This is a genomic window from Kitasatospora sp. NPDC059408 (assembly GCF_042751525.1).
Taxonomy (GTDB): Bacteria; Actinomycetota; Actinomycetes; order Streptomycetales; family Streptomycetaceae; genus Kitasatospora.
In genome coordinates, this window is the sequence record NZ_JBHYWI010000020.1 from 102,673 (window position 1) to 126,384 (window position 23,712).

Here is a 23,712-nt window from a genome sequence, read left to right on the forward strand (position 1 = left end):
GACGACCGGGACAGCGGTACCCCGCGCCGCAAGAGCCGGCCGGAGGTAGGAGACGACCACGGCGACGGCATCAGGCATGACTACGAGCGGCTTACTCATGGGCGCCGTCCAGGCCCCGGAGAAGGTCCCGCCGGGAGCCGGCCAGACCGCCGGAGTTCGGGAAGTCATAGTTTCCGATGACCGCCGCACGGTGCCTTCGACGGCCTAGCGCTGAGTCGACCTTGAAGAGCCCTTCGCCCGATCCGGCGGCCTCAGCGATGCTCTGGGCAACGCGCCTGACCTCCGCCCCGGTCTCCGGGTTCTTCATGAAGCTGTTGATTCCCGACTTGTTCGGCTTGAACTTGCGGAACGCCACTAGCCGATCACCTCTACAAGTCGTGCTTCGGCATGGTGAGTTCGGCCCCCTACGACCCACCGCGCAACGAGGCCGTCCGTCTCCAGTAGCCGGCCGTCGTACTCCACGCGGTCACCGGGGATCAGGTCCAGGTCGGTGCCCCGGCGGGTGATGACGCGCCACCCGGTGACGACGGACGGACGGTCTCCGTCGGCCTCCGTGGAGCTGTCGGGTTGAACCGAGAGCCCGTGCACGGGGCGGCGGGTGGCCCGGTCCCAGTCCCGGGCGGTGGTCTCGTTGCCGTAGCGGTCCACGAGGAACGGAGCCCTCAGGATCACGACGGACTGTGAGAAGTGCGCGCTCATGCCGTGTCCACCACGGCTACGCGACGGCGGTAGCGCGCGAGTAGGTCCCGGTCGGCGGGTGCCAGACTGGCGCCGATGGTCTCCGCCGCGTAGGTGACGCTGACTCCGCCGACGGTCTCCTGTCGGAGGTCGGAGGGGTTGTTGAGGACCCGGGCGGCTGCCGTCAGGACAACAGCCTTCACGTCCCCCGGGGTCTCGTTGTAGCCGTGGGTGTAGGTGACCCGCACGAGGCCCGTACCGGGCGGCAGGTGGAGCCGGTCCCGGAACAGGTGCCAGGTTCGTTCGTCCAGGGTGACGGAGCCGGACCGGACGGCAACGATCTGGATCACCGGCCGCTGAGGCAGCGTCACGAAACCGTCGCGCTGGAGTAGTTCGACGGTCGTTGTCCGGCGGGTGAAACCCTGCCGGGCCTCCGCCCGGACGATCGCCGAGACCGTGTCCAGGACGAGTGGAGCGGAGGCCGGGAGAGCGTCGGGGGTTAGCTGCATCCAGGCAGCCAGTTCGCCGGCTGACGCCAGCGCGGGGAGTGCCATGCCAACCCCCTTGTCTAGGTGACTGTTTGGGCGCCGCACTCCAGGCAGCGCACGACGGTCCGGGTCTCCCCGTCCGGGCAGAGAACCGCGAAGGTCTCCACCCGGTCCGGGGAGCATCCGTCTTCGTGCGGCAGGGAGGGGGCGGCGGTTGCTCGCTTGCGCGGCGGCATGCCGGACCCCCGATCAGGCGTTCTGGACGCCAGTGAGGCGCGCGGCAGCCTTGCCACCGAAGAGGGCAAGACCGGTGTAGAACTCCACGAAGGTGCGGTACACGGGCTGAGTGGGCAGAAGGCCCAGATCCTCAACGTGGACGCCGCCGTTGGTGAGGCCGGTCACCGCCCGGTCGTCCTCCGACTGGCCGAAGCGCACGGCGTACACGTCGCTCGTGATCGTGGTGGTACCGGTCAGCGGGACGATGTCCGTGCCCGCCGCGTTCTGGCCGGCGTCCAGCAGCGGAATGCCGTTCCAGGTGAGCACCCGCTTGCCGGTCAGATCCTCACGGACGCTCTCGACACCGCCGAGTCGACGGCCGGCGCTCCGGATCTTCGCCATGAGAGCGCGGTTGGTGTAGAGCGCGCCGTTCTGGCCGTTCAGCCCGGGGACCTGAGCAACGAGGTTGTCCAGGGCATCGAAGAAGGCGTGCGCGTCGGAGCCGCCGTTGCCGACGATGGGCGCGTTGTTCGCGCTGATCACCTGAGCACCGGTGAGCCGCTTCTTGAGGCCGTCAAAGCCCTTCGGGTCCGTCGCGGTGTCGCCGTTGAAGAAGCTGTCCTGAAACTTGTAGGACGCCGCCTTGACCTTGGCGCGGGTCTGCACGGCCCGCTGGTCGTTGAGGTTGCCCCGGGTCTGGACGATGAACCGGTCGACGTCCGCGTAGCCGCCGAGAATGACCAGGGACTCAGACTTCTGGTTCACGGTACCCGTGGACTCGGTGTAGGTCTCGTTCACCGACCGGAAGGCCACGCCCGGGAGCGTCGCCTCCTCGTTGTAGGCGTACGAGTTGCCGTTGATCGTGAGGAACGGAATCCGGTCCAGAACCGAACTCTCCTGCACGAAGGTCTCGATAACCCCGGCCTGGAGATCGGTGGTGCTGAGCTTCGCAGCCTCGGGAAGGGTGAGTGCCAATGTATCCCCCGAAAGGACTTGCCCCGCCCGACAGTTGGCGCCGAACGGGGCAGATGGGGGAGACCATCGTCACGTGACGATGTTCTCCGATTTCGGGGGTACTGGAGTGCTACGGATTCCCGAAGGCGTTCCGCAGACGCTCCAGCGGAGTAGACGGCTCCGGCTTCGCGGCCTTGCGCTGGCCGGCGCCCACGTCGCCCCACGCCGGATCGGCCTTCGGGGCAAGGTAGGGCTTCGCGGTCAGAAGCTCGTCAAGGGCGGCCTTGATGGCTGCCGCGTCCGGCTCTCCCTTCTCGGGAGTCAGCTTCTCCAGGTCAAGCAGCGCCAGAGCGTCCGCCGGATCAGCCAGACGGCCCGAAGCGGCGGCGCGGACCTCCGCACGGACGAGCTGGCCGACGAACTCCGCCCGCATCTCAGAACGGATCTCGTCCAGGTCGGTGCCCTTCGTGGCGGCATTGGCACGGCGGAGCCGGGCGTTCTCCGCCTTGAGGTCGGCAGCCTCCTTCTCGGCAGCCGCACGGGCGTCCTTCTCCGCCTTGAGCGTGTCGGCGGTGTCGTCGGGCTTCTCCTCCGGCTTCGTCTCCGGGGTCTCCGCCGGCTTCTGGTCCGGCGCGGCCTCCGGGGTAGCGGTCGGGTTGGTGGTCGGGTCGTTCTCAGGCACGAGGGCTCTCCCTACTTGATGTATCCGTGCTTCCGAAGAAGCTCTAGCTGTCGCTCACGGTTGTCTCCCGCAAGCTTCAAAATCTGTTCCGGCATGAGTCGGGGGGTGTCGGCACGCCAGTACCGGGAGCGGTCACTCCGGCTGAACGTGGTGTCTGCCGCCCGCTCCCCCATCCCGCGCCGGGTGGTTCCCTCCCGGGTCACCTTCACGGCCTTGCCGTCGACCGTGGCCGTCTCTATGCCACGGCGGGCGTTGACGACCTTCGACAGGTCCGCCCCGTTCTCAATGGCGTCCGCTCCGGCAGCACCGAAGGCGCGCTTCTTCTCCGCCGGGGTCATGTCCTGGAAGAGCGCGGACGGGTCCTTTGGCTGGCGGTCAGCGTCAGCACTCAGCGGCTCCATGCCGCAATCACACTTCGGGTGACGGGCGAAACCCTTACTCCGTGAGTACTTCCGACCGGCCAGCACGATGCAGCGGGAGCACGCGGGCAGGCGGACCACCCGCACGTAGTGCGTGACGGACGGGTGCGCGGTCATGGCGACGGAGGTAGCGGCACGGGCCGTGTCGGCTAGCTGAGTCGAGACCATGAGGGCCATCTGATTGAGGCCGGCGATAGAGGCAGCCTCCGGGCTCATGCCCAGTGCAAGCCCGCGCGCCGTCGTGATGGCCGGCTGGTAGAGAAGGGTCGTCAGCGGACGTGCGTCGGAGGCGATACCCACGAGGGCAGAGGAGTCCAGCGCTGCCAGCGGTGCGGCTGCCGCTCCCTGCGCCACCATGACGGAGCTGACGAACGCTTCGGCCCCCTCCGCTGCCGTGAGCTGGCCGGCGGTGACCGCCCGGAGGATGGCCGCGCCGGACTCCTGTTGCATCGCGCTGAGGATGCGGTCCGGTGCCACGTCGCGCCAAACGGCCTGGACAGACTCCAGCACGCTCCGGGTGACGCCCTGGACCTCCGCGTACCGTGCCCGTGCCAGCGTCTCCGAGTCCAGCACTAGGCACCCCCCGCCCCGGGCTCAGGAACCGGCTCCGGCTCCGGCTTGGGGCCGTAGAGGCTGGCCAGATCCCCGCCGACAATGGCGGCTGCCTGATCGGTCCTCATGCGCTTCCAACGGTCGATCTCGTCCGGGGTGACACCAGGGATGCGCTCCCAGACGGCTTCATCCGGGAGATTGAGGCTCTTCAACTTCACCAACGCATCGGCGTACTGAGCGTCACTTCGGAACTGGGGGTCACGCCAGACCACGTCTCCCAGCCTGAGGGCGTCGGCCCGTGCCGGTTCGCCGGCTGCCAGCGCCTCAAGGCGCATAACTTCCCGGAGGGAACTCCCGAAGTACTTGTGACGCTCCCTGACTTTCGAGACAAGGGAGGAATCGTCTACTTCCAGGGTGTCCGCCGCGATGTTCGCCAGCCGTCCGAGATACCGGGGCGGGGTGCGGGTCTGGGCCGCGATGTGCTCGACCAGCTCCCGGATCACCTCAAGGAACGGCCCCGGGTCGACGGCGGAGAACTCAGCGATCCGCGCCGTGTCCGACTCCAGCCAGAGGAGACGGTCCGACCGGAAGCGGCCGATCGGCAGATCCTCCTCACCAATGACTTCGCCGGTGTCGTCCAGGATCTCCCGCACTGGCCGATCCATGCCCAGAACAGCCCGGGTCGGAAGCGCCCGGTCGTCCGTGGCAAGGAACATCTTCGCCCACTGGGAGTTGATGGCGTTCTGGAGCGGGATCACGTCGCAGATCTCCGACACCGGAGACCCCGCCAGCCGCGTACGGTTCGGGATCTCAACGAGCGGAACCAGCCCGATCGGATTCGGGAAGTGCGCGCCCTCAGAAGGACGGAGGCCAATCACGCGCTCGATCCACTCGCCGCCCGACATGTTCCGCTGCCAGCGGTAGACCATGTTCGGCAGGAAGAGCGTTGCCAGCTCATACCCTCCGTCACGCCACACCTTGATGCCCGCAGCACGAACGCGCCGGCGCCCGGGAACGTACTCGACAAGCGCTTGCCCCTCCGGCTCAAACGTGATCTCGGTATGCACCCCGTCGGGCTTCCAGACCAGCGCATAGCACCGCCCGGTGACCAGCGCGTCAAGCATCGTCAGGCCGATCTCAACATCACACTCGGACGCCTTCCAGGCGCGCTGAGCGGCCTTGTCCAGGGAGCCATCCTCAAGGCGGAAGCCAAGAGGGCTCATGCGCTCGATCATGGCCGTGGGAACGGTCCGGCACCAGTTATCCGAGAAGCCGTCGAAGAGGTCCCCGGTCTGAGCCCGGAACTCCGGCGACGCGAAGAGAAGAGGGTGCTTGCCCTCGTAGTACTCCCCCCAGAGCCTTGACCGCACCTTCCGGGACTCCAGCTTGCGGCGGAGCCGGATGGTCATCTCAAGTGGCGTCTCCGCCATACAACCCCCCTCAGGGCACGAAGAAACCCCGCCCGGTGAGCCCGGACGGGGCAGAGACCATCGTCACGTGACGATGGTGGACGCTAGGCACTGGCAGCGCGGGCGCGCTTGATGGGGCGGCGAACATAGCCGTCCAGCGCCATGACGGCGGCGGCTATCCCGTCGATCCGCGCGGAGGACTTCCCCCGGTCGGGCTTGACGGGCCTCAAGTTGTCGTTGCCGTCGCGGTAGACCTCAACGCACGACGCGTTCCACCTGAGGACGGGGTGCCCACCGTGCTTGATCCGCCCCTCACGGAGAAGGCGCTCCAGTTCCTTGGAGCCGGGCGACATACCTAGGTAGGTCTGTGCCACCGGAACCACGTCCGTGCCGCGCGTCTTGGCCTCAACTCGCTGGACGAGCTGACCGGCGAACATGCGGTCGTACGAGATCCGTTGCACGTCCAGCCGGCGGCAGTCCGCGATGATCTGGCGCTCAATGGCGTCATAGTCGATCGCGTCTCCCTCCGTCAGGGTCAACAGGCCGTCGCGCGCCCACTGGCGTAGCGGCACCTGGAGTTGTTGCTCCAACTCGTCCACGCGCTCTTCCGGTAGCCAGAACCGAGAGATCAGCTCCAGCTCCACGCCCGGCGTCCGGGACTCCACCGCCAGCACCCACGCGGACAGGTCGCTGACGGCGGACAGGTCGACACCTCCCCACGCCCGGCGGTGCCGGAAGCGGGCTTCGTCCACGGTGCCGGCGTTCGCGTCCCAGAGGGAGAGCGGCAGCCACCTCGTTGCCGCGCGCATCCTTCGATTGAGGCTGAGGCGACAGAAGGTCGGGAAGTAGGAAGGCGTCGATCGGGCCTTGTTGGCCTCACGGCGCATGTACGCCAGCGACGGAGAAGCGCCTAGACCAGGATTGGCCTTGCGCCAAGTCTCCTCCGCGAAGGGGTCGTCCGACTCCTCCGCCGCCCAGATGACGCCATAGTGCCCGGGGTCCTCAACTACGTTGTCAGCACAGCGAGTTGTGTACGTGTGCTTCTCGTCATAGATGGACCCTTCAACACCCTCGTCCGCCGTCGTGATGTAAACGATCAACGGTTGATCGCGCGCGCCCGTGCCGGTCTCGATCGCGTCGATCAAGTCTCGCCTTTTGTGAACGTGGACCTCGTCCACGATCGCGCCGGAGACGTTCAAGCCGTGCGCGGTCTCGGCTACCTTGCTCAGCGCACGGAAAACTCCACCGGTCCGGGGAACCCTGATGAGACCCCGCAACACCTCAACTCGCCCACGCACAGCGCGACTTGTGAGAGCCATTCTCTTGGCGTCGTCAAAGACCCGCTCAGCCTGAGGCAGCGAGCCGGCTGCCGCGTAGACCTCCGCCCCGATCTCCCGATCGGCCAGCAGCAGCACGAGGCCGATGCCGGATGAGAGCGTGGACTTGCCGTTCTTGCGCGGGATCTCCACCCACGCACTTCGGATGACGCGCACGGCACGGCCTAGCTCCGGGTCATGAGCCAGCCACCCGAACAGCGGCGCAATGACCCAAACCACCTGCCACGGGCTCAACTTGAGGCGGGAGTTCCCCCACCGGCCCTTCGTGTGCTTGAAGCTCTCGATAGCGGCAACGGCACGGCGTGCGGCGGCAACGTCGAAGTAGGCGCCCGGAGCTTTCGAAGCCTGAGCAGCGACCACGAGGGGACGAGACCGCAGCGCGGCGGCCACGTCGTCTTCGGAGAGCCCCAGCTCCAGCAAGGCCGCGTACGGAACGGGCAGTGCCTCAAGATCAGTCGAAGATATCCCCATCATCGGCCCCCGGGTCCGGTGGAGTGATCCGGGTAGCGGCAGCCGGCGAAAGGCCCAGCTCGCCGACCAGCGACCGGAAGTGACTCCGGTACTGGTGAGCAATGGTCACCCACGGATTTTTGACGTTGCCCCTTTCGGTCTCCACCACGAGGCCGCTCCGGGAAAGCTCCCGCTCCGCCTGCCAGAGCCGGGCCACGGTCACGCAATACTCAATGGCGGTCTCCCGCTGAGGGTCCGTGAGGCCGGCGGACATGACCAGCGCGGGCACGGTACGAGCCCAGACCTCAGCAGCCTTCTCCCGGACGGCGGCAATGTCGCCAGCACGGCCCGGCATGATCTCCAGCCAGTCCGGCTCAACCGGGTCCGTCGGGGCGAACGAGGCACCCTCAGAGTCACGGTCCGGGCGAAAGGTCCCTTCCCGGATGGCCTGGAGATGGGGCTTCGGCTTCTGGCCACGAACAGCCACGGTCGGTCACCTCCCACAGAAACGGCCCAATGAGCCACGCTAGTTTTTTCCCTCCCTGCCGCGCCGGGAGCCCGGGGGTAGGGGGTCACCCCCCTGGTAAACCCGCAGGTCAGAAGGGTGGAGCTTCCGAGCGACGCTCAGCGGCCCATCCGCCAGGCTGGAGCCGTGCGGTCTCCTTGTTGTGACACAGAGTGCACAGCGGCCTGAGGTGCTTCGGTGCGTCGGGGTTGGCTTCCCCTTGCTCCACGAGCTGTCGCCGGCTCAGTGGCCAGTGGTCGGCCACGGTCGCAGTGCGGGAGCACAGCACGCACCACGGGTTCGCGTAGAGGTAAGCCGTCCGGATGCCGGGCCAGCGTGGACCGTACGCGCTGCCACCTGGAGTGAAGCGCTGACGGTTGGCCTGACGCTCGTGCACCCGACACCTGCCGCCCGTGGTCAGCTCAGGACACCCGGGGATCGGGCAGGGGACACGGGGTTTGCGTGGCACGTGTCAACTCCCTTGGCACAGTAGACTGTTAGGCGCGTAGTCCGCAGCAATGGAGCCGACAGAAGGGAACCGTCATGCCAGTTGAGGCGGCGACAAGCAACACCGAAAGCCCCTGCCCCGGAGTGCGCTTCGCCGGAGAGCGGGAGCGAACCCCGTGCGGAATGCCCGTGAACACATTCCTTCCGTACGGACTCTGCGATGAGCACTCTGAACTGCACGAGTACGCTCACCCGCCGTACGAGGGAATCCAGTAGCCCCTAGAACGGTGGCTTCTTGAAGTCGAAGTCCCGGCGGGTCTTGAGCTTGTGGCACGGTCGGCAGAGCGCCTGAACGTTGCCGTCAACATCCTGCCCGCCGTGGGCTATCGGCTTGATGTGGTCCACGTCGACAGCCGACCCAAGGAACCGGAGGCCGCACGCCGCACAGTGAGCGTGACCAGCCTTGCGAATGGCCTTGCGCATCCTGGCAGCCGCGCCGGTCCCGGCAGCAATGACCGCGCGACGCGCACGGACTGACCTCGTGTTCCGAACCATGCCCACCCCCGAGCAACGCGAAGACCATCGTCACGTGACGATGGTGAGTGCCCACCCCCGGACTCGAACCGGGAACTCTGCGGCCTTCCTCCCGCGCGCCGGCGGGTAACCGCGCACCTCTACCAGTTGGGTCAGGTGGGCTTGTCTCGTGGGGGACTGAGCGCGCTTGCAACCCCTTTCGGCAGCCGTGAGGCTGGTTACTCATGGGCGGCTCAGTCCCCCGCTCCGCCGCACGACTCCGGCGGCCACCCCGGTAACGCGGGGCACGTGGTGCACGGGCGGATGCTGAGAGAGTGCGGGCCCTCTGACCGCCGATCCGGCTAGGGGGTGCGCGGGAGTCCCGCTCTCTCTGGGGGAACTGGAGCGCACGGGTCACCTGGAGCCGCCGGGCCGTACCGGTGATGGGTGACGGGCGAAACGGTCGGTCCGGTATCTCTATAGGACTCTCTTAGGAGATGCTGGAAGTGACGCAAAAACCATCACCCATCACCACTGGGGTCGACCTTCGCCGTCGACCCTGCCCGCCGACATGGCATGTGACATGTGACATTTCATAAGGTGCCAAATAAAAGAGGGGCACGCGCCCCCACGCGCCCCCCGAAAGCGCTCCCACGCTGCCCGCCGTGTCGTTACCGTCGGATCATGACTGCTGACGATCCCACTCCCGACGCTCCGCCGCCGGCGCCGCTCGTGGCCCCCGGCATGGACCCGCTGGGAGACCTCGTGCTCGCCGTGCGGGGAAGCGGACCCCCTTACCCCGACTACGAGTTGCCCCTTACGGTCAGCCTGGACGATGCATGCATGATGCTGGGCATTTACCCCTCTGACGGGTTGGTGGCCGCAAAGGCGGGCACGTTCCCGATCGATGTGATCAAGCTGGGGACGCGCTTCCGCGTCAGCACCGCCGTGCTCATTCGCAAGCTCGGCCTTGAGGGTGTCCGGGACGCTATTCGCCTTGAGGACTAGACCCCACAGACGCCGGAAGCCCCCGGCGGTCACATGGACCAACCAGGGGCTCCCGGTGAGGCGTTGGGGCTAAGCGGTCACTCCGTCTCCTCCTCCGCCTCGTCTTCATCGTCCTTGAGGCTCCGGAAGGTTACTGTCACGCGCTTGCTGGCGTCGTACTCCTCCCACTTGTTGCCCCGCGTCGTGGCCTTCGTGACCTCAACCCGCTTGACGAAGAGCTTCACGAAGGCGCGTCGCTCATGCACACCTGCCTTCGCCCACCACGATCCCTCACCGGTCGGGGGGCCGTCGGGGTCGTCCTTCTCCAGCCACGTGAACACCGGAAGCTCTGGTTGCTCCAGGGTCGCAAGCTCTGACACCCGCGATTCGATCGCTTCAAGCTCCGCTTCGAGCTTCGCCTTGCGCTCCCGGAACCGACGCTTCCCGATCGGGCCGTCGTAGTCGCCCGCTTCCTTGTCGTCGTACAGCTCGTTCAAGGCGGCTTGCTTGTCCGCCTTCTCCGCTGTCAACGCGCCGGCCTCCGCCCCGACTTCGGGTTTGGCCATGGTGGTCATGTACCGGCGGGTTGCGGCAAGCATCATGTCAAGCGCGATGGGATCTCCGTCCTGCGCCTCAGCCATTTTGGTGAGGATGCACAGCGCAACGAAGTCGTTCGCGTGCACCTGGACGATGTTGTTCCCGCCCTCGTGCTCTCCCGGGTTGGCGCCTCCCTTGGGGCGAGAGCACCGGTACGACGGAACCGAACTGCCGTTACTGCTCATGGTCGCGCTGCACTCACAGAAGAGGACGCCCTGATCCGACAGCACGGCCTTTTCTCCGGGTGCGCCCCTGCCCCGGCCGCGCGACTTGATCCACGCCTGAACAGTGTAGAAATCGGCCGCGCCGGTGATCGCTTCATGCGCAATGAGCGGAAGGCCGGTCTCCTCGTCCCTCAAGGTACGGTACCCGGTGATTCGCTCCCGGATCCGGCCGTTTTGGGTTTCGTACTTCTCCCTGATCGGCTCCACGGCGTGCCCCATGAGGCGTGGGTCCATGAGGATTCGCTTTAGCGTTGTCACCTCCCACTGCGGCGGCTTCTCTCGGCCCGGGTCCTTTCCGTTGGGGGCCCCACGCCATTTGCCGCCGAGTCGCGCGGTCTTTGTCGGCACCTCTTCGCCGTTGAGGTCCGCACAAATCCCCGAGAGTGACGTTTTCTTGGCAAGCTCCCACATCTCGTCTGAGAGATCACCCTGGTACATCGCGGCTTCGACCTGAGCCGCCAGGACGATTTGCGCAACAATCCTTTGGATGACTCGCGCTTCATCCTCAACGACAATGAGTTGCCGAATGGTGAGCATCTTCGGGCCGTCATCAGTCATCACCTCTACGTGGGCGATTTCCGTGCAGTACCCGTAGGGCGGAAGTCCGCCCACCCACCCGCCCGCATTTCGAAGCTTGCGCTTTGTGTCGCGGACGTGCTTGCTCTTGTTCTTGCTTTCCTGATGAGCCGCGTCAAGCCTCATAATGAGCATCAGCAGCGACATTGTGTCGTCAGGCGGAAACACGCCTTCCGTGCAAGACACAATAGTCACGCCAAGCCGGTGAAGCTCCAGGACTACCGGGATAATGTCCTTGGGCTCCAGGCGCGAAAAACGCGAGATGTAGTAAACGATGATCTCGTTCACCTTGCCGGCCCGACAGTCGGCCATAAGGCGCTCGAAGTCTTCGCGCTCCGAATCAGCCTTGAAGGCGCTGCTGTCCCGGTCTATGTAGTCGCCAACGTACCGCCCCGGGCGAGCGGCAGCCGTCGCGTGTACCCCATCCCCTTGCACCTGAATGGAGCCGTCGGAACCGTCCTGCCGCTCCTGGCTCTGTCGCAGGTATCCCGCCTGCAACACCTCTGTAGCTCGTACGAGCGTGTCTGAGTGCATGTGGGGAAAGTATCAACAACGAAGAAGATCCCGACGCCCTTGGAGCGGATCAGCCGCACGGTCTGGGTGATCGCCTCCAGGAAGGCCTTGGACGCGCCCTTGAACAGCAGGTGCGCCTCGTCGAAGAAGAACACCAGCTTGGGCTTGTCGAGGTCGCCGACCTCGGGCAGCTCCTGGTAGAGGTCGGCGAGCAGCCACATCAGGAAGGTGGAGAACAGCCGCGGCCGGTCCTGCACCGCGGGCAGCTCCAGCACCGAGACGACGCCCCGGCCGTCCGCCGCGGTGCGCAGCAGCTCGGCGGTGTCGAACTCGGGCTCGCCGAAGAACGCCCCGGCGCCCTCGTTCTCCAGCACCGTCAGGGCGCGCAGGATCACCCCGGCGGTGGCCGACGAGAGCCCGCCCACGGTCCGCAGCTCCTCCTTGCCCTCGGGGGAGGTGAGGAAGCCGATGACGGCGGTGAGGTCCTTGAGGTCGTACAGCTCCAGGCCGGCCCGGTCGGCGTAGTGGAACACCAGGCTGAGCGAGGACTCCTGGGTCTCGTTCAGGTCGAGCACCTTGGACAGCAGCAGCGGCCCGAAGCTGGTGACGGTGGCCCGGACCGGGATGCCGGTGCCCTCGCCGCCGAGCGAGAAGAACTCGGCGGGGCAGCCCGTGGCCGTCCACTCCTGGCCGACCTCGGCCGCCCGCGCGGCGGTGCGCTCGCTCGGCGCGCCGGGCGCGGACACCCCGGAGACGTCCCCCTTGACGTCGGCGAGGAACACCGGCACGCCCTGGGCCGAGAGCTGTTCGGCGATCAGCTGGAGGGTCTTGGTCTTGCCGGTGCCGGTCGCGCCCGCGACCAGCCCGTGCCGGTTGAGCACGGCGAGCGGGATGCGCACCTGGGCGTCGGGGTAGGCCGTGCCGTCCAGGAGCACCGCGCCGAGGTCGAGGGCGGGCCCGGTGAAGGCGTACCCGTCGGCGATCTCCCGGACGGCCGGCGGGGTGAGGGCGGAGGACATCGGGGCACACTCCTGGGCAGAGCGGGACCGGGCCGCGCCAATGGGGCGGAACCCGGTCGGAAATCGTGGGCGAAGTTCGCGACATTTCCCATCAAACAGCCGCAAACGTCCACCCGCAGTTCACACCCGAGCGCGTGGCGGCGTCGCGGCTGCTGCGCCATCCGCCGTCCGAACGGTAGGCTTTCCGTGTGATCTTCAAGCGCATCGGCAATGGGCGGCCGTACCCGGATCACGGCCGGACCAGCACCCGCCAGTGGGCCGACGTCGCCCCGCGCCCGGTGCGACTCGACCAGTTGGTGACCACCAAGGGCCAGCTCGACCTCGAAACCCTGCTGGCCGAGGATTCGACCTTCTACGGGGACCTCTTCGCCCACGTGGTGAAGTGGCGCGGCGACCTCTACCTGGAGGACGGGCTGCACCGGGCCGTACGGGCCGCGCTGCAGCAGCGCCAGGTGCTGCACGCCCGTGTCCTCGACATGGAGTGACGGGCCCGCCCGCACGCTTCCGGACCGCCCCCTCGCCGCCGAGGCGGAGGGCGGTCCCGTCGTACCCGGGCGCCTCCGCACGCCCCTCTCGTACACCCTTTCGGGTAGCCGGGTACTCCAGATGATGATCGTTTAGTACCTTCGCAGGCAACGGGCACTAATCTGCTGACTACGGCCGCGACCTGGGGAACCGACCCCTCCGGCCGACTCGTCGTCATCCCGAGATCCCGTGTCATCCCGACCCCGCCCCGGCACCGAGGGGGAGACAAACCGTGAGCATGTTGACTCCCCAAGGCCTCAAGGGGAAGCAGTACCGCGTCACCGGCAACGCCTATCCGCGTCTCGGCCGGCCGCCCAAGAAGAGCCGCAAGGTGATCGCCGGGCTCGCGGCGCTGCTCGCGCTGGCCCTCATCGGACTCGGCGGCGTGCAGCTCTACGACATCTTCACCGGCAAGAACAAACACACCAGCGCGCAGGCCTGCGCCACGCCCTCCGGCAAGGCGCTGGCCGCCCCCACCCCGGGGGCCACGCCGGGCGCACCCGCCGCCTCCGGCGCGCCGGGCGACCCGCACGCGATCCCGCAGCCGGCCACGATCACCGTGAACGTCTACAACGCGACCACGAAGGCCGGCCTCGCCGGACGGACCGCCGACGAGCTGAAGAAGCGCGGCTTCACCATCGGCAAGGTCGGCAACGCCCCGGCCGAGCTGGACAAGAAGGTGCCCGGCACCGCCCAGGTGATCGCAGGCCCGGCCGGCGCCGGCGCGTCCACCCTGCTCAGCTCGCAGATCGCGGGGGCCACCGCCACCGCCGACGCGCGGACCGACGCCAGCGTGGACTTCGTCATCGGCGACAGCTACAACGCCCTCCTGGACGAGACCCAGGCCGCCGCCGCGCTCGCCCTGGCCACCAAGCCCTCCCCCACCCCGACCGCCACCGGCAGCTGCTGAGCGCACGGCGCGCGCGGCGCACTCGGACGCGGAGAGCCCCCCGGCAGTGCGCCGGGGGGCTCTCGGTGGTTCGGGGGATCGTGCGTCAGCCGGCGGTGCCGTAGAGGCGGTCGCCCGCGTCGCCGAGGCCGGGGACGATGTAGCCGTTCTCGTTCAGGCGCTCGTCCAGGGCGGCGGTGACCACGGTGACCGGCAGGTCCGCCAGCTCCCGCTTCATCACCTCGACGCCCTCCGGCGCGGCCAGCAGGACCACGGCGGTGACGTCGGTGGCGCCGCGCTCGATCAGCATCCTGATCGCCGCGACCAGGGTGCCGCCGGTGGCCAGCATCGGGTCGAGCACGTAGACCTGGCGGCCGGAGAGGTCGTCCGGCATCCGGGTGGCGTAGGTGGAGGCCTCCAGGGTCTCCTCGTTGCGGACCATGCCGAGGAAGCCGACCTCGGCGGTCGGCAGCAGGCGGGTCATCCCGTCCAGCATGCCGAGGCCGGCGCGCAGGATCGGGACCACCAGCGGACGGGGGTAGCTGAGGCGGGTGCCGGTGGTGACCGCCACCGGCGTGGTGACCTCCACCTCGTCGGTGCGGACGTCCCGGGTGGCCTCGTACGCGAGGAGGGTCACCAGCTCGTCGGTCAGGCGACGGAAGGTCGGCGAGTCGGTGCGCTCGTCGCGCAGGGTGGAGAGCTTGTGGGCGACCAGGGGGTGGTCGACGACGTGGAGACGCATGTACCGAGGTTAGCCCGGCCCTGGACGCCTGTACGACACGCCGCGGGCCCGCGGCGCGCGGCGGGGCTCACTCTGCCGTGACACGCCGTGACGCACGGCGAATGTCAGGACGGAACCGGTCGCCGTGGTATCAACCGGGCCGTTCTGGGAATGTCACGTCTTATGACGAGCAACCCGAAGGCCGGGGACGGCTCGGCGGAGGAGCCCAGGGGCCCCTCGGGCGGCCGCGCGGGCCCGCCCGCGAGCCCCCAGGAGACCGAGGCGGAGCGCCGCAAGCGGCGGGCCGTCTTCCTCCGCGAGCTCACCGAGGCGCGCGAGCTGCGGGAGCGGGTCCAGCCCAGGCGAACCAAGGAGCGCCGGATGCGCGAAGCGATGCGGATGCGAACCTTCCGGATCTGAGGCGGTTCCGGAGGGCCCGGGTCCGCCGTTCGGCCGTCCCCGGACGGCCGGGGCGGCGCGCGGCCGGCCGCCGGCCGACGCTTCCGACACGACCTGCAAAGACGCGCTGCCGAACACCCCCCGCGAGGGCGGGCTTTCTGTCACGATTCCGATGGGACGGTCCGAACAGCGGACCGCCTCTGGCGCGGGGGCGGCCAGATGTTCGCGTCGCCCGTGCGCGCCGACAGCCGAGACCGATGATCTTGGGAGTGTCCCTGGTGGCGTATTTCGCTGCAGTGCTTGCTCGCTCCGAGGACGGGTGGGACGTGAGCGAGACGGAGCTCGACGACGTCGAAACCCTGGCCGATCTGGCCGACCTGGCCCGCGACGCCGCGCAGGACGACGACAGCGTCCTGATCTTCATCGAACAGGAGGACGCCTGGTTCGCCATCGTCCGGGTGGACGGTGAGGAGGACCCGCGGATCTTCGTGTCGGACGGCGCCGCCGCCGCCCGCAGCTCGTACGGCTCGGTCCTCACCGACGAGCTGGTCGACCAGGCCGGCGAGAGCGAGTTCGGCGACCTCGACCACCTGGTCGTGGAGCTGGAGGACAGCGAGGAGGCGGAGGAGGCCGACGAGGCCGCCGACGACGCGGCCCCGCACGGCGGCGTCCCGGTCGGCCCGCTCGGCGACTCCCACCTGCTGGCCGAGTTCGGCCTGCCCTCCGAGGAGCTGCTCGCCCTCAGCGGCGAGGGCGCCGTGCCGGGCGACGCCCTGGAGGAGATCGCCGAGGCCCTCGGCTGCGGCGAGGTCCTGGAAGCGGTCCGGTAGCGGGCAGCGGGCCGACCGGTGTCCGCCGCCGGATGCCCGACACTGGATGCCATGCAGTCCGCCACCCCCGCAGCCCTCCCGATCCCCCCGCTGCCCGCCCCCGTCCGCCCCGACCCGGTCCGTGACCGCTGGGCGGCGCCGATGCGCCTCGCGATGGCCGAGGCCGCCCTGGCGCCGGCCACCGGCGACGTCCCGGTCGGGGCGCTCGTCCTGGGCCCGGACGGCGAGGTGATCGGGCGCGGCCACAACGAGCGCGAGGCGGTCGGCGACCCGACCGCGCACGCCGAGGTGGTCGCGATCCGCCAGGCGGCGGACAAGGTCGGGCAATGGCGGCTCGGTGGCTGCACGCTGGTCGTCACGCTGGAGCCCTGCACGATGTGCGCCGGGGCGATCGTGCTGTCCCGGATCGACCGGGTGGTCTACGGCGCCCTGGACGAGAAGGCCGGCGCGGCCGGCTCGCTCTTCGACGTGATGCGTGACCGGCGGCTCAACCACCGCCCCGAGGTGATCTGGGGCGTCCTCGCCGACGAGTGCGGCGAGCAGCTGCGCGCGTTCTTCGGCGACCACCGCGAAACCCCCCGCTGAAGGTCCGCCGGGATACGGATTTCGTGACCGCCGCACCCGTCCGGTAGAGTTCCTCTCGGTAGCGTGTCCGAGCGGCCAAAGGAGCACGCCTCGAAAGCGTGTGTGGGGGCAACTCCACCGTGGGTTCGAATCCCACCGCTACCGCCAGAAAGCCCGAGGGCCCGTCCGATCCGGACGGGCCCTCGGCGTTTCCACGCACCCTCGTGACGCGGAAAGGGCTCCGCACCCGGGGCCGATGACCACCAACGCCCTTGTCGAGTACGGAGCCTGGAGGGGGGAGCGGTTCGGGGGGACCAACCGCTCCCCCGACGGAGTCCCACAACCGGTGCCGCGGTCGGGGGAGGAGCCGCGGTACCCGGTCCCACAGCGGGGAGCTCCGGATCCACGCACCGGGAATTCCTGCCAGATCCCCGGTACGCCATCCATCCTGCCGCCCGGTCCGCCCGCGGGCACCCGGAGAAAGACCCCACTCGCGGGGACCTTCGTCCCGCCGGGCGAACGCGTCGCACACTTGATAGCCCGTCCGGTGGATAAGCTGCCCCTGCAGGGCCGCTCGGGGACCCGGATGACGGCGGCCCACGGCTGGGAGGAAGGTCACCCGATGGCGCAGGCGAAGAAGATCGGCATGGTCCTCCTGCTCGTCTTCGTCCTCTACTCGATCATCACCTCGCCGGCCCGCTCGGCCGAGCTCGTCCAGTCGGGCTTCGAGGGCATCTCGAACGCCGCCAAGGCCGTCGGCACCTTCATGACCGGGCTGATCAAGTGACCGCCCCGGGCGGGTGACCGCCCCGGGCGCCGGACGGGCCCGACCAGGGGGCGGACGGCCGCGGAGGCACCGCTGCGCACCGGCTACGGTGGGCGGGACCCTCTGTACCCCCGTCCGCGAGGAGCGGCATCGTGATCCGGCACCTGGTCCTGTTCAAGCTCAACGAAGGCGTCAGCAAGGACGACGAGCGCGCGCTCGCGGGCGCCGAGGCGTTCGCCGGGCTCGGCTCGGTGATCCCCGAGCTGCGCGAGTGGGAGTGCGCCTGGAACACCACCGAGCGCGACATCGCGTACGACTACGCGATCAACAGCCTGGTCGAGGACCGCGACGCGCTCCAGGCCTACCTGACCCACCCGGCCCACCAGGCCGCGGCCGGACAGTGGCGCGAGTTCGCCACCTGGGTGATCGCGGACATCGAGGTCTGATACCACCATCCGCCCGGGGCGCTTCCCCCGGACGGATCGCGGCGCCCCGCCCGAGGCCCGGGCGGGGCGCCGCGGTCCGTCCCGGAACGATCCTTGCGGCGCCTCCCCGATCGGCCCCGTGCAGGCCCGGCACCGCATCAACACACCTCCACCGGGTGCTTGCCCGACCTGCGCCCGCCTTGTGATGCTATGACCGGTTTTGCCGGACATGGCGAGGTGAAGAACCAGCCACGACACCCGCTCCGCAGGGCCCGCCGTAGTCGACTTTGGGAGGGGTGACGTGTCCGTGGACGAGGCGCTCGCGGGGATCATCAGTCCGGCCGGCGAGCTCCGGCCGGACGGCCTGCGCGGCCCCGGCGGACGCCCGGTGGTCGACGTCCGGACGCTGACCCGGGTGCTGTTCGAGCGCCTGGCCGAGCTCCCCCCCGACGCGCCCGAGCGCGAGCGGGTGCGCGCCGCGCTCATCGAGGTGAACATCCCGCTGGTGCGCTACGCGGCCACCCGCTTCCGCAGCCGCAGCGAGCCCATGGAGGACGTCGTCCAGGTCGGCACCATCGGCCTGATCAACGCGATCGACCGGTTCGACCCCACCCGGGGCGTCCAGTTCCCCACCTACGCGCTGCCCACCATCCTCGGCGAGATCAAGCGCTACTTCCGGGACAACGTCCGCACGATGCACGTCCCGCGCCGGCTCCAGGAGCTGTGGGTGCAGGTCAGCGGCGCCATGGAGGAGCTGACGGTGCTGCACGGACGGGCCCCCAAGGTGCCCGAGATCGCCGCGAGCCTGCGCATCCCCGAGGAGGACGTCCGGGCCTGCCTGGACGCCGGGCGGGCCTACAACGCGGCGTCCCTGGAGGCAGCCCAGGAGCACGAGGGCGGGCTCGCCCTGCTGGACCGCCTCGGCTACGAGGACTCCGCGCTCGCCGAGGTCGAGCACCGGGACGTGGTCCGCCACCTGTTGGTCCAGCTGCCCGAGCGGGAGCGACGGATCGTCATGCTGCGATTCTTCGCCAACCTGACCCAGTCCCAGATCAGCACCGAGCTCGGGATGTCGCAGATGCACGTCTCCCGGCTGCTCTCGCGGATCCTGACGAGGCTTCGCACCGGCAACTCCTGGGAAGAGTGACATCGCTCCGCGTTACCGCCGCGTGACATCTTGCGACGATCGGGTTTGCCGGGGATCGTGTGCCGGTATGGAGGGGGAGGGCCGTCGCCGGGAACATCCGCGCGTCGGCGCCCGTTCAACCGTCAGTCACAAGGGGGTGGGCGCATGTCCGGAGAGCTGGGCACTGCGGAGATCCACGCTGGTCAGGCCAACGGCACCGCGGTCGCCGAGGAGCGCATCCCGCTGCAGCGGGGGCCGTCCACCGCACCGCCCGTCCCCGACACGCCCCCCGCGGCGTCAGCCGGCGCCGGGCTGGACACCCGCACGCTCTCCCGCTCGCTCTTCCTGCGGCTGGCCGCCGTGGAGCCCGGCAGCGCGGAGCACGCCTACGTCCGCGACACCCTGATCGAGCTCAACCTGCCGCTGGTCCGCTACGCCTCGGCGCGCTTCCGCAGCCGCAACGAGCCGATGGAGGACATCGTCCAGGTCGGCACGATCGGGCTGATCAAGGCGATCGACCGGTTCGACCCGGAGCGCGGGGTGGAGTTCCCCACCTTCGCGATGCCCACGGTGGTCGGCGAGATCAAGCGCTTCTTCCGGGACACCAGCTGGTCCGTCCGGGTGCCGCGGCGCCTCCAGGAGCTGCGGCTCGCCCTCACCAAGGCCGGCGACGAACTGGCCCAGCGGCTGGACCGCTCCCCCACCGTGCCCGAGCTGGCCGCCTGCCTGGGCGTCAGCGAGGAGGACGTGGTCGAGGGACTCGCGGTCGGCAACGCGTACACCGCGAGCTCGCTCGACTCCAGCCCGAGCGAGGAGGACGGCGACGGGCCGCTGGCCGAGCGGCTCGGCTACGAGGACCTCGCGCTGGAGGGCGTCGAGTACCGGGAGTCGCTCAAGCCGCTGCTGGCCAAGCTGCCGCCGCGCGAGCGCCGGATCATCATGCTGCGCTTCTTCGGGAACCTGACCCAGTCGCAGATCGGCGAGGAGATCGGGATCTCCCAGATGCACGTCTCCCGGCTGCTCACCAAGACCCTCACCCAGCTCCGGGAGGGGCTCATCAGCGAGGGCTGACGAGCGCGGCGGGGCTCAGCCCGCCGCGCCGTCCAGCAGGTTGTCGCGGAGCCCGGCCAGCACGCCGTCGTCCAGGCCGAGGCCGTCGTGCCAGAACGCCGCGAAACCGGACCAGCCGGCCTCGATCTCCTCGAAGGCCGCCGTCAGATAGGCGGCGTCGGCCCGGAACACCGGCAGCAGCAGCCGCGGCTCGTGCATCAGGCCCCGGGTGCCGAAGTCGTCCATCACCCGCGCGACGACCGGCGCCGCGCGCTCGTTGGTCAGCAGGTAGTCCGCGACGACGGCCTCGCGGTCGACGCCCAGGGCGGTCAGCAGCAGCGCCGAGACCCAGCCGGTGCGGTCCTTGCCGGCCGTGCAGTGGAACAGCAGCGGCGGGCCGTCCGGGGCGGCCAGCAGGCGCAGCACGTCCGCGAACCGTTCGCGTGCGAGCCCGTCGGTGACGAACCAGCGGTAGAGCCCGGTCATCATCGCGGCGGCGCGGCCGTCGCCGAGCAGCGCGCGCTGCCTCGCCGGGCTGCGGTCGGCCAGGGCGTCGCGCAGCGTCACGTAGATGTCGAAATCGGGCGCGAACACCGGGAGATGGTGCAGGGTCACGCCGTCCTCGGCGTCCGGTTCGACAGTCAGCGCGGTGCCCGCGGGGAGGTCGCGGGCGAGCTCGGGGACGGGGAGTCCGGGGACGCGGTCGGGGCCGGCCTCGCGGACCTCGTCGAGGCTGCGGAGGTCGACCACGCGGCGCAGCCCGAGGGCCCGGAGCGCGTTCAGGTCATCCTCGGTGACGTGGTTCAGGCCATCGCTGCGCAGGACCGTCCCGGGGCGAAGGACCCTTCCGTCGGCCGTCCGGCAGCCCCCCAGATCGCGGGCATTGACCGCGCCGCGCAGACCGAGACTGCGCCCGACCTGGGGCATTCCGTTCCACTTGGACACCGCATTCCGGACGCCGCCGAATCCCCCGGCCTCGGTCTGCTGATCGGCCATGCGGGCGCCTCCATTGCATATTCGGACTGTCACATGGCACAGCGGTGCCCGATATTGCATGAACCTGCCCAATGCGGCGGCGAGATGTGCGAGAGTGTCATGCGCAACGACCCCAGTGTAGGTGTCCGCCGGGCCCCACCACCTCGCCCGAGCGGTAACAACGCTTGGTAACGACGCGTAGCACTCAGGTTCCGGTTTTTCATTTTCAATTCATCATTTGCATGGCCGATGCTGTTCCGGTCACAATCAGCGCCTTCATGGCTTCGCCATGAACGTTGGTAACAGGTTTGCTGCACTCTCGCCCAATTGGTCCCTCGCGGAGCCGACCCTCGACCAGGATGGGCGCCGGGCAGTCCTGCTGCCCGCGAACAGCTACAGGGCAGGCGACCGCCGAGCAGCGATGCGCCTGTCCCAAGGGGAGGATCACCATGGGTCGAGCGACCCGAAGAGTTGCCGCCTGCGCGGCGGCAGTTCTGCTGGCCAGCGGCCTGCAGATCACCCTGGCCCACGGCGACACCACGACGCCGAGGATCGACCTCACCGTCCTCGTCATCGACGACGGCGGTCCCTCCGTCGCGGCCATCACGGCCGAACTGAAGAGCCAGGGCACCCCGTACAAGGTCGTCACCCTCAGCGACCCCAACCGCCCCGTCATCAACGCCGCTTTCCTGAGCGACACGATCAACGGGCTGCCGCGGGGCAAGTACCAGGGCATCGTGATGCCCAACGAAAACCCCTTCGCCAACTCGCCGGCCGAGATGACGGCGATCGCGACGTACGAGGCGGCATTCAACGTCCGCCAGATCGACGCGTACACGTTCGCCAGCCCGGCGGTCGGTCTGAACTGGGCCCAAAATCCCGGTTACATTGGCACCTTGGACGGTTTCCAGGCCGCCACCACCACCGCCGGCACTTCGGGCCCGTTCGGCTACCTGAAGGGCGCCGTGCCCTTCGAGGACAACGACCCGAACGTCAGCGAGAGCTACGGGTACCTCGCCACCCCCCTGGCGAGCCTCCCGGCCGGCGCCTCGTTCACCCCGCTCGTCGACGCCCCGATCCCGGGCGCCTCCGCGCGCGGCTCGCTGGTCGGTGAGTACACCCACGACGGCCGCAAGGAACTGGTCGTCACGTTCGTCTACAACCAGTACCAGCAGCAGTACCGCCTGCTGGCGCGCGGCATGGTCGACTGGATCACCCAGGGCGTCCACCTCGGGTACGACCGCAACTACTTCGCGGCCCACATCGACGACGTCCTCCTGGCGGACGACCGCTGGTCGACCACCCTGAAGTGCACCCCCGGCGACGTGACCTGCCCGCCCGGCACCCCGGACACCGGCACCCCGATCCGGATGAGCCCCGCCGACGCGCAGTACGCCAAGCAGTGGATGACCACGAACAACTTCACGCTGGACCTGCTGTACAACGGCGGCGGCAGCGAGGACTGGAAGGCCGACCACAGCACCACGGTCGACCCGACGGCGCAGCAGCTGATCGCCGACCAGAACAGCTACCGCTGGGTCAACCACACCTACAGCCACCCGTACCTGGGCTGCGTCCAGGACGTCACCGTGGTGCCGTGGCGCTGCACCAAGGACGCCACCGGCAACACCGTCTGGGTCGACCAGAACACCATCCAGACCCAGGTCAAGAACAACTTCGACTGGGCCACCAAGAACGGCCTCACCAAGGTCGACCCGCAGGTCCTCGTCACCGGCGAGCACTCCGGGCTGCTGACCGCCCCGCAGGAGACCAGCGACAACCCGAACCTGGCGCCGGCGCTGGCCGCCAACGGCATCAAGTTCACCGGCAGCGACGCCTCCCGCGAGTCCGGCCAGCGGGCCGTCGGCCCCTCCACGCTGACCGTGCCGCGCTACCCGATGAACGTCTTCTACAACGCCGGCTCGGCGGTGGAGGAGACCGACGAGTACAACTGGATCTACACCAGCAAGGCCAACGGCGGCAGCGGGATCTGCGAGAACAACCCCAGCTCCACCTGCCTGCCCAAGCCGCTGGACGTCAACACCGGCTTCCAGTCGTACATCGTGCCGCTCGAGGCGCGGATCGACCTCGGCCACATCATGAGCAACGACCCGCGGCCGCACTACATCCACCAGTCGAACCTCTCCGAGGGCCGGATCATCTACCCGGTGCTGGAGAAGATCCTCGGCAACTACCGCGCGCTCTACGCCGACAGCGCCCCCGTCGTGAACCTCGGCGAGCGCGAGATCGGCCAGGAGTTCCAGAAGCGCGGGGCCTGGAGCGCGGCCGTCGCCGCCGGCCAGGTGACCGCGTACAAGATCGGTAACAACGTCACCGTCTCCGCGCCGGCCGGCGTTCAGATCGAGGCCACCATGCCGACGGGAACTACTCAGAAGCTGGCCATCGGTTCGACCGCTTTCGGTTCCGCCTACGCCGGTACGCTTTCCGGCTGGGTGGCGCCGGGCGCGCTGCAGAGCTCCGTCACGCTGCAGCTGTCCTCGGGTGCCACTCCGGCGGCCCCGGCCGCCGTCGCGCCGAGCGTCGCGGCCAAGTCCGTCCCGGCCCCGGCCCCGGCCGACAAGAAGGTGGTTCCCCAGGGCGTCGCCACCCCGGTCCCCGCCGGCCCCAGCGACACCACCCGCACCAAGGCTCCGGTCCTGGTCCCGGGCAGCGGAACCCCGGTGCCCGGCAAGGGCGTCCAGCAGAACGGCAACGGCGGCGCAGCCGGTGTCGTGAAGAGCTCCGTGGCCTCCGGGGGGACGGCCGGGCTCAACAAGAAGCAGGCCGGCAAGCCCGGCTCCCGGTAACACGCAAGACCCGATGGTGGGGCCGGCGCCGGCGAACCCGGCCCGGCCCTGCCACGGCCCACGTTCCGG

Annotated in this window: 24 protein-coding genes, 2 tRNA genes and 1 pseudogene; 12 read left to right on the top strand and 15 right to left on the bottom strand. The window is 69.1% G+C overall.

What is annotated here, in order from left to right; genetic code table 11:
- Nucleotides 1-91 precede the first annotated feature (91 nt).
- The 11 genes from ACFXDE_RS16035 to ACFXDE_RS16085 all read right to left on the bottom strand — a co-directional run bounded on the left by ACFXDE_RS16035 (nt 92) and on the right by ACFXDE_RS16085 (nt 8,833).
- On the bottom strand, nt 92-355 hold the full coding sequence (locus tag ACFXDE_RS16035; protein ID WP_380494607.1) for a hypothetical protein: 264 nt from the start codon (nt 353-355) through the stop codon (nt 92-94).
- A complete protein-coding gene (locus ACFXDE_RS16040; protein ID WP_380494610.1) occupies nt 355-699 on the bottom strand; it encodes a hypothetical protein in 345 nt (114 codons plus the stop codon). Before ACFXDE_RS16040 ends, ACFXDE_RS16035 begins: the two co-directional genes overlap by 1 nt.
- Nucleotides 696-1,232, bottom strand: a complete 537-nt coding sequence (locus ACFXDE_RS16045; protein ID WP_380494612.1) for a hypothetical protein — start codon at nt 1,230-1,232, stop codon at nt 696-698. Before ACFXDE_RS16045 ends, ACFXDE_RS16040 begins: the two co-directional genes overlap by 4 nt.
- 183 nt (nt 1,233-1,415) lie before the next feature.
- A complete protein-coding gene (locus tag ACFXDE_RS16050) occupies nt 1,416-2,357 on the bottom strand; it encodes a major capsid protein (protein WP_380494614.1) in 942 nt (313 codons plus the stop codon).
- Between the two features lie 109 nt (nt 2,358-2,466).
- Entirely contained in the window at nt 2,467-3,018 is a 552-nt protein-coding gene (locus ACFXDE_RS16055; protein ID WP_380494616.1) for a hypothetical protein, read from the bottom strand.
- 11 nt (nt 3,019-3,029) lie between these two features.
- The gene (locus ACFXDE_RS16060) at nt 3,030-4,010 is read right to left on the bottom strand and encodes a hypothetical protein (protein WP_380494618.1); all 981 of its coding nucleotides are present in this window, start codon (nt 4,008-4,010) and stop codon (nt 3,030-3,032) included.
- Nucleotides 4,010-5,419: a phage portal protein gene (locus ACFXDE_RS16065; RefSeq protein WP_380494620.1), complete on the bottom strand. Its 1,410-nt coding sequence runs from the start codon at nt 5,417-5,419 to the stop codon at nt 4,010-4,012. Before ACFXDE_RS16065 ends, ACFXDE_RS16060 begins: the two co-directional genes overlap by 1 nt.
- Before the next feature lie 83 nt (nt 5,420-5,502).
- Nucleotides 5,503-7,155, bottom strand: a complete 1,653-nt coding sequence (locus ACFXDE_RS16070; RefSeq protein WP_380494622.1) for a terminase large subunit — start codon at nt 7,153-7,155, stop codon at nt 5,503-5,505.
- Nucleotides 7,156-7,186: 31 nt separating this feature from the next.
- Nucleotides 7,187-7,672, bottom strand: coding sequence for a P27 family phage terminase small subunit (locus ACFXDE_RS16075; RefSeq protein WP_380494624.1), 486 nt, complete (start codon nt 7,670-7,672; stop codon nt 7,187-7,189).
- Between the two features lie 744 nt (nt 7,673-8,416).
- The gene (locus tag ACFXDE_RS16080) at nt 8,417-8,692 is read right to left on the bottom strand and encodes an HNH endonuclease (RefSeq protein WP_380494626.1); all 276 of its coding nucleotides are present in this window, start codon (nt 8,690-8,692) and stop codon (nt 8,417-8,419) included.
- Between the two features lie 48 nt (nt 8,693-8,740).
- A tRNA-OTHER gene (locus ACFXDE_RS16085) sits at nt 8,741-8,833 on the bottom strand.
- A gap of 501 nt (nt 8,834-9,334) precedes the next feature.
- On the opposite strand from ACFXDE_RS16085, the gene ACFXDE_RS16090 reads away from it, so the two are divergent.
- Nucleotides 9,335-9,658: a hypothetical protein gene (locus tag ACFXDE_RS16090; protein ID WP_380494629.1), complete on the top strand. Its 324-nt coding sequence runs from the start codon at nt 9,335-9,337 to the stop codon at nt 9,656-9,658.
- Nucleotides 9,659-9,735: 77 nt separating this feature from the next.
- Here the strand turns inward: ACFXDE_RS16090 and ACFXDE_RS16095 are convergent, their stop codons facing one another.
- Together ACFXDE_RS16095 and ACFXDE_RS16100 are read right to left on the bottom strand one after the other, a co-directional pair.
- Nucleotides 9,736-11,568: a recombinase family protein gene (locus ACFXDE_RS16095; RefSeq protein WP_380494631.1), complete on the bottom strand. Its 1,833-nt coding sequence runs from the start codon at nt 11,566-11,568 to the stop codon at nt 9,736-9,738.
- Between the two features lie 8 nt (nt 11,569-11,576).
- A pseudogene (locus ACFXDE_RS16100) lies at nt 11,577-12,566 on the bottom strand (helicase HerA-like domain-containing protein); the annotation flags it as partial.
- A gap of 188 nt (nt 12,567-12,754) precedes the next feature.
- On the opposite strand from ACFXDE_RS16100, the gene ACFXDE_RS16105 reads away from it, so the two are divergent.
- The gene (locus ACFXDE_RS16105) at nt 12,755-13,051 is read left to right on the top strand and encodes a type II toxin-antitoxin system VapB family antitoxin (RefSeq protein ID WP_329927244.1); all 297 of its coding nucleotides are present in this window, start codon (nt 12,755-12,757) and stop codon (nt 13,049-13,051) included.
- Nucleotides 13,052-13,329: 278 nt separating this feature from the next.
- Nucleotides 13,330-14,001, top strand: coding sequence for a LytR C-terminal domain-containing protein (locus ACFXDE_RS16110; RefSeq protein ID WP_380494650.1), 672 nt, complete (start codon nt 13,330-13,332; stop codon nt 13,999-14,001).
- 85 nt (nt 14,002-14,086) lie between these two features.
- On the opposite strand, the gene upp is transcribed toward ACFXDE_RS16110, so the two are convergent.
- Nucleotides 14,087-14,722, bottom strand: a complete 636-nt coding sequence (gene upp, locus ACFXDE_RS16115; protein ID WP_380444567.1) for a uracil phosphoribosyltransferase — start codon at nt 14,720-14,722, stop codon at nt 14,087-14,089.
- A 162-nt stretch (nt 14,723-14,884) separates the two neighbouring features.
- On the opposite strand from upp, the gene ACFXDE_RS16120 reads away from it, so the two are divergent.
- The 8 genes from ACFXDE_RS16120 to ACFXDE_RS16155 all read left to right on the top strand — a co-directional run bounded on the left by ACFXDE_RS16120 (nt 14,885) and on the right by ACFXDE_RS16155 (nt 19,882).
- Nucleotides 14,885-15,121, top strand: a complete 237-nt coding sequence (locus ACFXDE_RS16120; RefSeq protein WP_380444569.1) for a hypothetical protein — start codon at nt 14,885-14,887, stop codon at nt 15,119-15,121.
- A 236-nt stretch (nt 15,122-15,357) separates the two neighbouring features.
- Nucleotides 15,358-15,930, top strand: coding sequence for a tRNA adenosine deaminase-associated protein (locus tag ACFXDE_RS16125; RefSeq protein WP_380494633.1), 573 nt, complete (start codon nt 15,358-15,360; stop codon nt 15,928-15,930).
- Nucleotides 15,931-15,981: 51 nt separating this feature from the next.
- Nucleotides 15,982-16,515: a tRNA adenosine(34) deaminase TadA gene (tadA, locus tag ACFXDE_RS16130; RefSeq protein WP_380494635.1), complete on the top strand. Its 534-nt coding sequence runs from the start codon at nt 15,982-15,984 to the stop codon at nt 16,513-16,515.
- A gap of 57 nt (nt 16,516-16,572) precedes the next feature.
- Nucleotides 16,573-16,662 (top strand) — tRNA-Ser (locus ACFXDE_RS16135).
- 379 nt (nt 16,663-17,041) lie between these two features.
- On the top strand, nt 17,042-17,281 hold the full coding sequence (locus tag ACFXDE_RS16140) for a hypothetical protein (RefSeq protein ID WP_380444587.1): 240 nt from the start codon (nt 17,042-17,044) through the stop codon (nt 17,279-17,281).
- A 131-nt stretch (nt 17,282-17,412) separates the two neighbouring features.
- Nucleotides 17,413-17,706: a Dabb family protein gene (locus ACFXDE_RS16145; protein ID WP_380444574.1), complete on the top strand. Its 294-nt coding sequence runs from the start codon at nt 17,413-17,415 to the stop codon at nt 17,704-17,706.
- Nucleotides 17,707-17,992: 286 nt separating this feature from the next.
- A complete protein-coding gene (locus tag ACFXDE_RS16150) occupies nt 17,993-18,832 on the top strand; it encodes an RNA polymerase sigma factor SigF (RefSeq protein ID WP_380444586.1) in 840 nt (279 codons plus the stop codon).
- A gap of 144 nt (nt 18,833-18,976) precedes the next feature.
- Complete coding sequence (locus ACFXDE_RS16155) at nt 18,977-19,882, top strand: RNA polymerase sigma factor SigF (protein ID WP_380494637.1); 906 nt, start codon at nt 18,977-18,979, stop codon at nt 19,880-19,882.
- A gap of 15 nt (nt 19,883-19,897) precedes the next feature.
- On the opposite strand, the gene ACFXDE_RS16160 is transcribed toward ACFXDE_RS16155, so the two are convergent.
- The gene (locus ACFXDE_RS16160) at nt 19,898-20,857 is read right to left on the bottom strand and encodes a tyrosine-protein phosphatase (RefSeq protein ID WP_380444578.1); all 960 of its coding nucleotides are present in this window, start codon (nt 20,855-20,857) and stop codon (nt 19,898-19,900) included.
- A 428-nt stretch (nt 20,858-21,285) separates the two neighbouring features.
- On the opposite strand from ACFXDE_RS16160, the gene ACFXDE_RS16165 reads away from it, so the two are divergent.
- Nucleotides 21,286-23,643 carry a hypothetical protein gene (locus tag ACFXDE_RS16165; protein ID WP_380494639.1) on the top strand — a complete coding sequence of 786 codons (2,358 nt, stop codon included), beginning with the start codon at nt 21,286-21,288 and terminating at the stop codon, nt 23,641-23,643.
- The last annotated feature ends 69 nt before the right edge of the window (nt 23,644-23,712 follow it).